Consider the following 12,608-nt stretch of genomic DNA (forward strand, 5'->3'; position numbering starts at 1 on the left):
CGGGTTTGATTCAACCTCCACATTGGGAAAGACCTCTTAGTCGTTGGCTCTGTTTGGTTGCCACCAACGTTAAGAGGTCTTTCCCATGGACGGGACGGGCAGCGTCCTGGCTAGGTGTTCACCCTCACTGGACTTCCCGCCAGACTGCGCCTTGGGGAATTTCACTGCCCAACTGGGTTGTGGAGCTGTGCGCCAGCCGGCGGCCGCGGAGGTAGCCGGCGGAGGTGAAGGCCAATACCGCAAGGACGGATCCTGCCCGTCCCAGTCCCATGGGATTGTCGCCCCGGCTCCAATCGCGGATTCCCGAGAACACGGCGCGCGGCAGTGTGCTGCGGACATACCGCCGTTCGGGACCGAGGGCCCGTTTGTGCCCCACGACGTGGCTGACCTGTGCCTTGGAGAGGCCCTCCGACCAGGACCTGGAAAGCATGTAGCGCACAGTCCCACGTTCCTGCGGGACGTGATGCCGGACCAAGGCAGCAGGTTCGTAAACGATCCGGGAACCGGGTGCGCCCATGGTGGAGCGGATGCAGATCTCGGTCTCCTCGCAGCCAAGCGGCAAATTGCCTTGCCTGCCCAGCGCGATGTTGAAGCCACCAACCTGTCGGAGGACGTCGAGCCTGAAGGACATGTTTGCCCCAATGAGGTTCCGGACTTCGGAGGCAACCGTCGGCATTCCGCGGTGGCTGCATCCAACGATCCAGTCGAGTTCTTCACCGAAGTAGCCTGGGCGGCCCTGGTCCCATACAGGTTCGACGCGGCCGCCAACGGCCAGCACGTCGGGATCGTCGTAGAGGACAAGCAGCCGTTCCAGCCAGTTTGGCGTCGCCACCGCATCATCATCCAGGAAGGCCACGATGTCCCCCTCTGCGAGTCCGACGCCCGTGTTGCGTGCCCCTGAAAGCCCCGGAGGGCCTTCGCTCTCCACCACTGTCACGTCGTCGACAATTTCGAGGAGCCGACCGTAGAGGTCCTCGTTATGGTCCACGACCACCAGGATCTCCTGGGGGGCGACAGTTTGGGCGCGGACGGACTCGATCACGTCCAGCAAAAGCTCCCAACGGCGTTCGGTGTAGGCACAAATCACGATCGACACACTTGGACGGACAATTCGATCCAGCATGCTAAGCCCCCTGAACCAATGCAAGGATGCTCTGCGGGTCGGTTGGCGTCCGCGGAACGCTGACGTTGGCGTAGGCGTACTTGACCCGGCGCAGGGCTTCGGGCCGGGCGCCGGCCGTGGGTGCCTCCCACATGGTGCATTCGTGGGCCAGCTTCCGCAGGACCCGCCACCCATCACGGAAGGTCTGCAGGTTGGAGGCTCCCGAAATCCGGTCAAGCTCAATGCTGGGGACTTCCGCAATCCGGAGGCCGGCCCGTGCTGCCCGGACGATCAGTTCAGTTTCGATTTCGAATCCGTCTGATTCGAGTTGCAGGATCTCAAGGCATTCACGCCGAAACGCAATATATCCGTAGCAAAGATCGGAGTAATTGCTGTGCAGCACCGCGTTGGCCAACTTGGTCAGCGCCTGGTTGCCGGCTTTCCGCAGGCGCGTGAGGTCCTCGGAGCCCCCACCGGTGACATGCCGCGAGCCCTTGACGAAGTCGTAGTCATGTTGCAGCGGGGAAACGAACCACCCGATCTCCTGCGGGTCCATGCTGCCGTCCGCGTCAAGCATGACAATAATGTCGCCTGAGGCGGCAGCGAACCCTGAGCGTAGGGCCACACCTTTCCCCTTGCGGGGCTCATTGACGATGACGAGATTGTCGCGGACCGCCTGGGCTACTCCCACAGTGTTGTCGGTGGACCGGCCGTCCACGATGATGACCTCATCAACGTAGGACGGCATCCTGCGCAGGACCCACGGAATGTTCCTGGCTTCGTTCAGTGTTGGAATGACGACGCTGACGGAGGCCTTACCGGGCTCCGTGCCCTGCATCGCAAGAGTAATTGGGAGCTGGATGGAAATGGACAAATACCTCACCACTTCATGACGTTTGCGGATAGTTAACAACGAACCCGCCCGCTTGGAAGCCGAGCGCGTCTTTGACGCTTTATCCGGTCATGGGTCTGGTCTCGGGCCCCAGCTCTCGTTAGCCTTTGACTCTGGCCGTGGAGAAAGCCTATTTCCACCCCTTTCGAGTGTCACCAGTAGCGAGTACTCAGTTTCTGCAGTCATATTTACTGCGATAAGGCAAGTACGGGGATTACGGGTACAGGGTGATATTAGGTATAGGGGTTATTGTCTGCCGCGCGTTTTTAAGTACGGGGGTTATCATGCTGCCCTTCGTGGTTCATGCGATGGGGTGGCGCCGGTACTGCCGCCAATACCGCAATCGCCAGGCCCTGCAAGGCCCCAGCGTTCGCCGGGCCGGCCTTCAGCCACGCGGCGGGGACCTTGAGCAATTGTGGATCTAATCTTGATGCAATCCAGCGCAAATTTGTATGGTGCCATGTTTAGTGGCGCGTTATATTCGCTTGTAGCGGCCTACGCGTTGGGGAGCGCGGCCACCATTTGAACCGGCAGTACAAAATGCGGTCTCCTTCTTCGATGATTGGGGACCCCATGCCGCTTGTGGGCCGAAACAAAGAAATTGACCGGATTCTTTCTGCGATCCGTGGCCCCAAGGAAACAGTCTTGGCCATCGTCGGCGGCCGGGGCATAGGCAAGTCAGCCCTGTTGTCCGAAATTTCCTCTCTCTGCGAATACCGGTCCGTGTTCCTGGCTGCCAGCGCCGCTGAATCGGGCTGGCCCTTTTCCGGGCTGACCGCGCTGCTGAATGAGATGGATGACCCGGTCCTGAACGGGTCCGTCGACGCCCTCCGGGGTGGCAACGCCGGTGCCCTGACCGTTCCCGCTGTGTCCGGCATGCTGCTCAGCGGACTGCAGCGCCGGTCGTCAACGCGGACCATCATTGCGATTGACGACGCCGACTGCCTGGATCCGGCCAGTCAATCAGTCATTGGATTCCTGGCACGGCGACTGGCCGGCACGGAAATTGTCCTGTTTGCGGGCATGCGGGACGAGGTCCCGGGAAGCCCCTTCACCGGCCTCCCCGCCCTGCGCCTGGGTGCGCTGAGCCAGGGTGACACCGTGCGGATGCTGGAAAGCATGCCAACCAAACAGACCACGACGGCGGTGGCCCACGCGGTTGCCGCAGCCACCGGCGGCAACCCGCTTGCCGCCGTCGAACTGTACAGCGGGCTGGTGGAGAGGCACGCCGGCGGCAAGTGCGCACTGCCCATCCCGCTGTCCTCCACGAGCAGCCTTGACGCTGGACACGCATCAGCGGTGGCCGCTCTGACCCCCGGCGCGAGCATGGTCCTGGACCTGCTTGCGCTCTCGTTCCGCAGTGACATCACCACTATCGGGAAAATCGACCATGAAGCGTGGCTTCACGCAGATGAATTGGTGGCTGCCGGACTGGTGCAGCGCTCCGGACAACACCTGTGGATAGCGGACCAGATGCTGCGGGGCCATGTGCACGCGGCCATGCCACCTGACGTCCGCACCGCAACCCACCGCGCCCTGGCTGAAGCAGCACGGGGCACCGATCGGCATGCCCGCAGCTGGCACTTGAGCTTCGCGGTGGTCTTGGAGCACGAAACTCCCTTCCACCTTCTCCGTAACGCGGTGCACCTGGTCCGGAGGGGCGAGGTGTCCTTCGCGGTGGAGTGCATCGAGCGGGCCCTCGCCATCAACCCGGGCGAAGCGGAAACGGCGGCACGCCTCACCGGGCTGGCCGAGCTGCTCTTCACCCGCGGTGATCTGGTGCATGCGCGCCGGTACCTGGAGTGGGCGCAAGGGGTCACCCGCGACCCCAACCTGATTCTGCGGTTGACCGGCCTCTCCTTCGAGATCGATTTCGTCCAGGGCGTTGCGGTGCGCTGCAGCATGCTGCAGCGGCTGGTAAAGGAGTTTGGCCAGCACGATCCGGGGTATTCCGCTGCCCTGCTGGCCATCGGCGCCGTCTATTATGCCGAGCGGTGGGAACTGAAAGAGGCAGTTGAGCTGCTGCGCCAGGGCGGCGCGTTCCGCGGCTCCGCGTCCTTGCAGTGCCTGGCCATCGCCGACCATGCCGAACTGCTGGTCGAATCGATCAGCGGCGGAAGGGCAAACCCCTCCCGCCGCCCCGGGCAGGTCCGCAGCGCCCGGCCGGCCCGCCTCCTGCTGCGCGGCCGGGCGCTCACCTATGCGGAACAGTACGAAAGCGCCCGTGAAGCCTTCGCGATGCTCCGCAGCTCCACAGAACCGGACCACGCCAACTGGCGGGAAACAGCAGCCCTCACGGCAGTAGACAATGAGATCCGCGCCGGGAATGTGGCAGCGGCGGTCAGGCTGATCGACGAACTCGAGCTCTGCCAACCTGACCTGGAGTACCACCGGGGAGCCCGGCACCTGTTCCGGGTTTGGCGTGCCTACTCGTTGGGCGATGACGAACTCGCGCGTAACCAGGCCGCCAATGCCCTGGACTATCTGCGATCGGGAAACCACCCTGGGCTCACGGCACAGCTGGCGGCCTGCCATGGCCACTTCGCACTCCTGCGGGGTGACCTGGCGGAGTCCGTTGTCCAGTTGTCCAGGGCCACGGAAATCGGTCTGGGGCTGGGCAACCCCACCCTGCTGCGCTGTGAGGCCGACCTGGTGGAGGTACTGGTCCGTCTTGGCCGGCACCGTGAAGCCACCCAGGCTCTTCAACGCCTGGAAAGCCGTTCGGCGGGGTTGCGCTCTCCGTGGCTGGTCATGGTGGTTGCCCGGAGCCGCGCCATGCTTGCGGACGGCGAGCAGTCCCTGCAGCTCTTCAAGCAGGCGCTTGAAGACAGGAACGGTCACAGGCTTGAGCGGGGCAGGACCCTGATGTGCTATGCGGAACGTTTGCATGGCTTCGGCAGGCTGCGCCACGCGCGGGAGGCCTTGCTCCGGGCCAAGGTGATGTTTGACGAGGCCGGGGCTGATGCCTGGACGCAGCACGTGGACGCCCTCCTGCTGGACGAACGGTGGGAGGCCGCCCGCCCGCAGGGCAACCCGTCAATGCTCTTGCTCACGGACCATGAGAGGGCGCTGGCGATGATGGTGGCCCGGGGGATGCGCAACAAGGAAATAGCCGGCACATTGTATGTTTCGGTCCGCACCGTCGAAGTACGCCTCACGGCCATCTACCGCAAGCTCGGCGTTGAGTCCCGCGCACAGCTGACTGCCCTGGCCGCCGGCAAGGCAACTCCGGCTGCGGAGCCGTACGTCCTGCCCGTCCTGTGATCCACAGGTCCCCGCAGTTTCCACATAGTCCCTGTTCCGAACCACATAGCCTTCGGTGTCCAGCCGGAAAGTGTGCCCCTGGCGAATAGCCTTGTCCCACGTTCAGAGGACGTCACGCGCCGGAAAGGTACAGCATGGACCGGATTCCAGTAACGACACCCCGGCAGGCTGCTGCCGGCGCCGTCACGTGAGCGAACTGATCCTGATAGGTGCCAGCGGCCTGGCGCGTGAAGTCCTGGCCATGGTCCGCGGCAGCGGCCAGTATGACGTGGTTGGGCTGCTCGATGATGACAGGGAGATGGCCGGCGTCACCGTCGATGGTGCCCCCGTCCTTGGCAGCATTGATGATGCAGTCAACTACATGCACGCCTTCCTCCTGGTGTGCATTGCGTCCAGCAGGGAACGCGAAGCGGTGGTGTCGCATCTGGGCACTCTGGGGATCGGCGAGTCGAGGTACGCCAGTGCGGTGGATCCTTCCGTCCAGTACCCGGAAGGCTGCCGTGTGGGCCGCGGCAGCATCCTGCTGCGCAACGTAACCCTCACTGCCGCCGTGAGCCTGGGATCCCACGTGGTTGCCATGCCCTCAGTCACGTTCTCGTACGACGACGATGTCTCCGACTTTGCGACCTTCGCCGCGGGCGTCTCACTGGGCGGCGGCGCCAGGATAGGCAAGGGCGCCTACCTCGGATTGAATTCGAGCGTCCGGGAGAGGACATCCGTGGGAGACTACGCGACCATCGGCATGGGCGCGGCCGTTCTCAGCAATGTTCCCGACGGCGAAACGTGGGTAGGGGTGCCTGCCCACCAAATTGACCATGGTGGGTTCAACTACGGCTGGATCCGTTAGGGGTGTGCCCCCGCCGGCAAGGCCGCCGTCCGGAAGAACAGCTCCGTCACCGCGGCCAGGCGGTGTGGATCCTCAATCCCGCACAGCTCCCGGGCCGAGTGCATGGACAGCAGGGGCACGCCCACGTCCACGGTCCGGATGCCCAGCCTGGTCGCGGTGAGCGGCCCGATGGTGGAACCGCAGGGCACCACGTTGTTGGACACGAATTCCTGGTAGGGAACGCCTGCTTCGCCGCAGAGCCGCGCCCAGAATGCGGCGCCGAACGCGTCCGTGGCGTAGCGCTGGTTGGCATTGATCTTCAGCAGCGGCCCGCCGTTCAGCACGGGATGGTTGGCGGGGTCGTGCCGCTCGGGATAGTTGGGGTGCACGGCGTGGCCGGCATCGGCAGAGAGGCAGAACGACGCCGACAAGGCCTGCCGCCGTTGGCTCACCGTCGCGCCCAGGCCGTCGGAGATGCGCACCAGCACGTCCTCGAGGATGGGCCCGCAGGCCCCTGAGCGGGAGTTGGAGCCGATTTCCTCGTGGTCGAAGGCGGCAAGGACCGCAATCGGGCCGCCGGCGGCTGCGGACTCCGCATGGGCGGTCAGCGCTGCCAGTCCGGCATGCGTGGCGGAAAGGTTGTCCAGCCGCCCTGATGCGAAGAACTCCCCCTTGCCCCCGAAAACCGCAGGCGCCTGCGTGTCGGCAATGACGACGTCGTACCCGCCAATCTGCCCCGGATCGACGGATGCGCCGGCAACCGACGCCGCCAGCACGCCCAGCAGGTCGGAGTCTGAAGGACTTCCCAGCCCCCAGACGGGGTTCATGTGGCGCTGTTTGTCCAGGGTGAGGCCATCGTTCACGGCCCGGTCCAGGTGTATGGCCAGCTGCGGGAAGCGGAGCAGCGGCCCGGTGGCCGTGAGGTGCTCGGTGCCATCAAGCATCACCAGCCTGCCCGCCAGCCGCAGCTCCCGGTCCAGCCAGGAATTCAGCAGGGGGCCGCCGTAGATTTCCACCCCGGCCTGGAGCCAGCCGTGCGCACCCGTGGTGGGCTTGGGCTTGAGCTTGAACGACGGCGAATCGGTGTGCGCGCCCAGGATGTTGAAACCCGTGGCGGGTCCCGCGTCTTCGGGGACCACCCAGGCGATCAGGGCGCCGTCGCGGATGATGAAGAAGGAACCGGGCCCGGCCTCCCACGGCTGCAGCTCATCCAGGCGGGTGAACCCGGCTTCCTCCAGGCGCCGGCCCCCCTCATGCACAGCGTGGAAGCTCGACGGCGATGCGCTGACATAGGCGCCAAGGTCCTGGATGTGGTCTGCAGCAGAGGGAGGCAAAGGCATGGTCCCGAGTCTAGTGCCGCGCCTACTCGACAGGTGCCGGCGCAGCCTCGGTTGCCACGTCCGGCTGGCCCGCGGCGGCCACGCCCTTCCGCCGGTAGCGCAGCACGCCCACCGCCACCACAACGGCTGCCAGTGCAATCGAAAGCAGCAGGGACTCCCGGGTGGACTCCACGATCACCATGCCGATCAGCAGGGCCACGATGCTGATGATCGCTGCCCACGTGAGGTAGGGGAAAAGCCACATCTTCAGCTGCAGGTCCTTTGCTGCGGCTCCCATGCGCTTGCGGAGGACCAGCTGCGAGGCGGAGATGACCAGCCAGACGAACAATGCGATGGCTCCGGAGGTGTTGACCAGGAAGAGGAACACCGTGTCCGGGGCAATGTAGTTCAGGCCCACCGTGACGAAGCCGACCACGGTGGAGGCGAGGACCGCGGCAGCGGGTACGCCGCGGCGGGAGATGCGGGTCCATGCCCGCGGTGCGTCACCGCGGGTGGAGAGTGAGAACAGCATGCGGCTGGCGGTGTAGAGGCCGGAGTTCAGGCAGGACAGCACAGAGGTCAGCACCACCACGTCCATGATGGTTCCGGCGCCCGGGATGCCGAACAGTTCGATGACCGCTACGTAGGGGCTCTTGGCCACCGAGGCCGAGTTCCACGGAAGCAGGGTGACCACCACGGCGATGGAGCCGATGTAGAAGACCAGGATGCGCCATACGGTGGACTTCACGGCCTTCTTCACGGCATCCACGGGGTTTTCTGATTCGCCGGCGGCGATGGTGGCGATTTCGGCGCCGAAGAAGGAGAAGACCACCACGAGGATTCCGGCCAGGACAGCGCCCGGACCGTTGGGCATGAAGCCGCCGTTGTTGATCAGGTTGCTCAGGCCGGGGGCTGGGACACCGGGGATGAGCCCCAGGATGGCGGCGGCACCGAAGACCAGGAAGAGGACGATCGCCGCCACCTTGATGGACGCGAACCAGAACTCGAACTCGCCGTAGGACTTCACCGAGCCGAGGTTGGTGAGCGTCAGCAGCACCATGAGGACAAGGGCCCAGACCCACTGGTCAATGCCCGGCACCCACCGGTGCATGATGGCCGCGCCTGCAGTGGCCTCGATGCCCAGGACGATGATCCAGAACCACGCGTAGAGCCAGCCGATGCTGAACCCTGCCCAACGGCCCAGTGCCTTGTCCGCATAGGTCGAGAATGAGCCCGTTTCCGGGTTTGCCGCGGCCATCTCCCCCAGCATGCGCATGACCAGGATGACCACCAGGCCCGCGGCAGCATAGGCGACGAGGATACCCGGGCCGGCCTGCTGGATGGCGGCACCCGAGCCGACAAAGAGGCCTGCACCAATGACGCCGGCGATGGCGATCATGGACAGGTGCCTGGGTTTCAGGGACTTTGAGAGTTGCTGGTCAGCATGCATGGAAGCGCCGTCCTGTTGGGAAAATAGCATGGGTTGAGCGACGTGCCTTGGTGGACCACCGGGGGACCGTGTGATGCACCACATCGTCGTTTCACCCTAGGTCGGCCATTATGCACCTTGCTTTGTGCACTCCAACAGACCTGGCTGCTCCCAACAGGACGTGCCTCCAAGCAGGAACCACCACGGGCAAAGAAAGTTTCCCGCCATGCACTTTTGTAATGTGCCGGAAACCACGCGCCGTCCCTCTCGCCGGGGGCGTCAGCAGTGGTTGGCCGCTAAATGTCCCGCCGCTTCAACAGGACTGCCGCGAGAAGGACGGGGATGATGACCCAGGCGCCAAGGACGAGTGCCGCCTGCCAGGCTTCCAGGGTGTCCGGAACATGCTGGGCCGCCGTCAGCGGATCAACGGTATTGCCTGGCAGGTACTTGCGGGCCTCCTTGAAGAAGTCCCCGGGAATGAGCTGGAAGGCGATGGGTGCCACGAAGAAGATGCCCACCAGGCTCATGATGCCGCCGGCGGAATTCCTGATGAGAGTGCCCAGGGCCATGCCGATGGCGGCGACGGCGGCCACATAGATGCTGTTGACCAGAAGGAGCTTCACCGACTGGGAACTGCCAAGGTCCAGCGCGAGGCCATAGTTGTCCAGGATGGGCACGGCCACCAGTCCTGCCACCCAGGTGGAGACGGCGGTAACCACGAATGACGTCACCATGACCACCACGAGCTTTGCAGCGAATGCGGGAAGCCGCCTGGGCACGGCCGCGAAGGTGGACCGGGCCATCCCGGTGGTGAATTCCGAACTCATCAGGAGCACACCAAGGGACCCCAGGATCAGCTGGGCGAAGGCGATGCCGGAGGTGGGCACGCTGACGGCAAGATCGCCGCCCTGCGATGCCATCCGCGCCGCGGCCTGCGGATCCCTTGTGGCCGCGTCGGCGAACTGGCCCGTCCCCCACGCGGACAGCGCGCCGAACCCGACCATGACCACCGCCGTGGAAGCGAGCAGGATCAGCGTGGAAAGGAGGCTGCGGAACTTGATGACTTCCGAGTTGAGCACCCGGAAGAACGTGGGGCCGGGCAGGGCCCGTCCACCGGCACGGGGGCTGCGGCCCCCGGCGGAGGATGCGGGGTCAGGCGAAGACGTGGGTTCGGTGGTGGTTACGCTCATTACTTGCTTACCTCCGCGGCGGGCAGGGAGTGGTATTCGACGTCGTCCTTGGTCAGTTCCATGTACGCCTCCTCGAGGCTGGCGACGAGCGGCGTCAGTTCGTAGACCATGACGTGGTTTTCCAGGGCGGCCGCCGCGATGGTCCTGGGCTCCAGGCCCGTTACTTCGAGCAGTTCCCGCTCCGGGACGTCGATGGACGCGCCCCGTCCGGCGAGCAGCTGGTAGAGACGGTCGGGTTCGTCGGTACGCACCCGGACCCGTGCCTGCCCCTTGCCGGTGATGATGTCACGGATGGGTGCGTCGGCAATCACGCGGCCGCGCCCAATGACGATCAGGTGGTCGGCGGTCTGGGCCATCTCGCTCATCAGGTGGCTGGAAAGGAAAACCGTGCGTCCCTGCCCTGCGAGGTAGCGGACCAGGTTCCGCACCCAGACCACACCTTCCGGGTCCAGGCCGTTGACGGGTTCATCCAGGATGAGGGTCTGCGGGTCCCCCAGCAAGGCTGCCGCTATGCCCAGCCGCTGGCCCATCCCCAGGGAGAAGCCGCCGGCCTTCTTGCGTGCCACGGCCTCCAGCCCCGTCATTTCAATCACCTCGTGCACCCGGGATTTGGGGATGCTGTGCGTGGCCGCCATGGCCAGCAGGTGGTTGTAGGCACTGCGGCTGGTGTGGACCGCCTTGGCATCGAGAAGGGCACCCACTTCGCGCAGGGGTGCCTTGTGCCGGACGTACGGCAGACCGTTCACGGTGACCGAGCCCGACGTCGGCCGGTCCAGTCCCATGATCATCCGCATGGTGGTGGATTTTCCTGCCCCGTTGGGGCCCAGGAAGCCGGTCACTTGCCCTGCCCTGACGGTAAAGCTGACGCCGGCCACGGCGGTTTTGGCGCCGTAGACCTTGGTCAGCCCGTTTGCCTCGATCATGAAGAATCCTTTGCACGGCAGCGCACGGCTGCAGACGACTTTCGGTGGGTGTTCATGCCTTACGCTACCGATGCCCGGGCAGCTTTATCCCGGAATCAGGGTTGATTCAGGGGAGAATCAGGGTAGTTACTTCCCCCACGTCCACTGGTCAGCGGCGCGGGGAGTAATACGTCAGTGCCTTCGGCTGGATCCGGTACGCGACGCTGCGCACGCCGGCCAGCGCTTCGCCATCCACCGCCAGCGCCATGGGTGCGCCTCCGGCGTCGATCCTTACCTCGGTGGCCTCCCGCAGGTGGGTGATGCGGGAGCTTGCCACTGTTCCCGTCAGCACGGACCACAGCAGCCGCAGCCGGGCAAAGGATTCGTCAGCCGTGATCATCCGGACGTCCAGCACGCCGTCATCCATCACCGGCCGGAACAAGGGCGCATGGTCCCGGGGGTAATAACGCCCCCTGCCCAGATAGGCAATCCACACCTTGCGCACAACGCCGTCCACGGACAGGGTGGTTGGGGTGCCCGCCGCAAAGGTCCTGAACATGGCCACCACCCCTGCCAGCGGCTTCCCGAGCGCCGGCTGCAGGTGTTCCCGGCGGCGGACAAAGTTCGGATAAAGGCCGACGCTGGAGGTGTTCAGCATGACCATTTCGGAGACCTCCGGGCTTCCCGCCAGGCCCCGTTCCGCCGTCACCACCCCGATGTCCGCCAGGGCCGCTTCACCTTTGCTGGCCGCATCCACTGCATCCTTCAGGCTCCCCGTGCCCGCGTCGCGCGCAAAGTGGTTCAGGGTGCCGCCGGGCAGGACCAGCAGGGGAATCGAACGTGCGACGGCGGCGGCGGCAGCTGCGCCGACCGTTCCGTCACCGCCCCACACGCCCAGGGCGCGGGTGCCAGGGAAGTCGGCGGTGGCGGCGATCCGTTGCACCAGGTCCTCGTCCGGCTGCACGGTGTTTATATGCGCTTTGGGAAATACTTCCTTGAGTGCTGACGCCGTCTCCTCCTTGAAGGATCCGCCCAAGGTGTTGACCACAATGCTCAGACCCTCGCCGCCCGGCAACTCAGGCGCACTGGTCCATGCCCTGGTCGTCTGCGGAATCGGCGGACGAACCGGCCACCAATGGCGGGTCACCAGCGCAGCACCGGCACCAAGGGCCGAACCGAAGAGGACGTCCGACGGCCAGTGGGCGCCGGTGTGAACCCGCGAATAGGCGACTCCCACGGCTGCGGGAGCCAGGGCAGCACCTACGGCCGGGCGGACCAGGCCTGCCCCGACTGCGAACGCTATCGCAGACGCCGAATGCCCCGATGGCATGGAGGAACTGGTGGGCTGTGGATGCACGAAGCGGAATACCGGAAGATGTTCGGGGAGCGGGCGGGTCCGGGGGAGCAGCGTCTTGAACACCACGTTGGTCACGGCGGAGGCCACCCCCTGGGCGATCAGGCCATGCAGTGCTGCCCTCCGCGTCTTGCCGGGAAACAACGCCAGGACGGCCGCCGCTCCCATCCAGAGCTTTCCGTGGTTGGCCGAGGCGGAAAGCCGGCGGAAGAACAGATCGTGGTTGCCGCCGGGCAGGTTGGATACATGCTTGAGAAGGTATCTATCGAGGCGGCTGATCCAGCTTCTCCCCCGCGGCCTGGCGCTTTGCATGTGATCACCCTAACCCAA

Annotated in this window: 9 protein-coding genes; 2 read left to right on the forward strand and 7 right to left on the reverse strand. The window is 65.1% G+C overall.

Annotation, left to right across the window (positions count from 1 at the left end; all coding sequences use genetic code 11):
- Window positions 1-124: 124 nt before the first annotated feature.
- Together LDO86_RS20020 and LDO86_RS20025 are read right to left on the reverse strand one after the other, a co-directional pair.
- Window positions 125-1,096, reverse strand: coding sequence for a glycosyltransferase family 2 protein (locus tag LDO86_RS20020; RefSeq protein WP_018769845.1), 972 nt, complete (start codon window positions 1,094-1,096; stop codon window positions 125-127).
- Between the two features lie 28 nt (window positions 1,097-1,124).
- On the reverse strand, window positions 1,125-1,940 hold the full coding sequence (locus tag LDO86_RS20025; protein WP_018769846.1) for a glycosyltransferase family 2 protein: 816 nt from the start codon (window positions 1,938-1,940) through the stop codon (window positions 1,125-1,127).
- A 627-nt stretch (window positions 1,941-2,567) separates the two neighbouring features.
- On the opposite strand from LDO86_RS20025, the gene LDO86_RS20030 reads away from it, so the two are divergent.
- Together LDO86_RS20030 and LDO86_RS20035 are read left to right on the forward strand one after the other, a co-directional pair.
- On the forward strand, window positions 2,568-5,258 hold the full coding sequence (locus LDO86_RS20030; protein WP_026265858.1) for a LuxR family transcriptional regulator: 2,691 nt from the start codon (window positions 2,568-2,570) through the stop codon (window positions 5,256-5,258).
- A 187-nt stretch (window positions 5,259-5,445) separates the two neighbouring features.
- A complete protein-coding gene (locus LDO86_RS20035) occupies window positions 5,446-6,105 on the forward strand; it encodes an acetyltransferase (protein ID WP_018769848.1) in 660 nt (219 codons plus the stop codon).
- Here the strand turns inward: LDO86_RS20035 and LDO86_RS20040 are convergent.
- From LDO86_RS20040 to LDO86_RS20060, 5 genes are all read right to left on the reverse strand, one after another.
- Window positions 6,102-7,424 carry a M18 family aminopeptidase gene (locus tag LDO86_RS20040; RefSeq protein WP_018769849.1) on the reverse strand — a complete coding sequence of 441 codons (1,323 nt, stop codon included), beginning with the start codon at window positions 7,422-7,424 and terminating at the stop codon, window positions 6,102-6,104. The genes LDO86_RS20035 and LDO86_RS20040 overlap by 4 nt on opposite strands.
- A gap of 22 nt (window positions 7,425-7,446) precedes the next feature.
- Entirely contained in the window at window positions 7,447-8,853 is a 1,407-nt protein-coding gene (locus LDO86_RS20045) for an amino acid permease (protein WP_018769850.1), read from the reverse strand.
- 275 nt (window positions 8,854-9,128) lie between these two features.
- Window positions 9,129-10,022, reverse strand: a complete 894-nt coding sequence (locus LDO86_RS20050; RefSeq protein ID WP_018769851.1) for an ABC transporter — start codon at window positions 10,020-10,022, stop codon at window positions 9,129-9,131.
- Window positions 10,022-10,945 (reverse strand): ABC transporter ATP-binding protein, encoded by a 924-nt coding sequence (locus LDO86_RS20055; RefSeq protein ID WP_018769852.1) that lies wholly within the window; start codon window positions 10,943-10,945, stop codon window positions 10,022-10,024. The genes LDO86_RS20050 and LDO86_RS20055 overlap by 1 nt, the downstream gene beginning before the upstream one ends.
- Window positions 10,946-11,093: 148 nt before the next feature.
- Window positions 11,094-12,590: a bifunctional phosphatase PAP2/diacylglycerol kinase family protein gene (locus LDO86_RS20060; RefSeq protein ID WP_018769853.1), complete on the reverse strand. Its 1,497-nt coding sequence runs from the start codon at window positions 12,588-12,590 to the stop codon at window positions 11,094-11,096.
- Between the last annotated feature and the right edge of the window lie 18 nt (window positions 12,591-12,608).

This window comes from Arthrobacter sp. StoSoilB19, from assembly GCF_019977275.1.
Classification (GTDB): domain Bacteria; phylum Actinomycetota; class Actinomycetes; order Actinomycetales; family Micrococcaceae; genus Arthrobacter.

What these genes read in the sequence shown, in the direction of transcription:
- LDO86_RS20025 (WP_018769846.1), bottom strand. Translation starts at nt 1,940, where the DNA reads ATGCAGGGCACGGAGCCCGGTAAGGCCTCCGTCAGCGTCGTCATTCCA.
- LDO86_RS20030 (WP_026265858.1), top strand. Translation starts at nt 2,568, where the DNA reads ATGCCGCTTGTGGGCCGAAACAAAGAAATTGACCGGATTCTTTCTGCG.
- LDO86_RS20040 (WP_018769849.1), bottom strand. Translation starts at nt 7,424, where the DNA reads ATGCCTTTGCCTCCCTCTGCTGCAGACCACATCCAGGACCTTGGCGCC.
- LDO86_RS20045 (WP_018769850.1), bottom strand. Translation starts at nt 8,853, where the DNA reads ATGCATGCTGACCAGCAACTCTCAAAGTCCCTGAAACCCAGGCACCTG.
- LDO86_RS20050 (WP_018769851.1), bottom strand. Translation starts at nt 10,022, where the DNA reads ATGAGCGTAACCACCACCGAACCCACGTCTTCGCCTGACCCCGCATCC.
- LDO86_RS20055 (WP_018769852.1), bottom strand. Translation starts at nt 10,945, where the DNA reads ATGATCGAGGCAAACGGGCTGACCAAGGTCTACGGCGCCAAAACCGCC.
- LDO86_RS20060 (WP_018769853.1), bottom strand. Translation starts at nt 12,590, where the DNA reads ATGCAAAGCGCCAGGCCGCGGGGGAGAAGCTGGATCAGCCGCCTCGAT.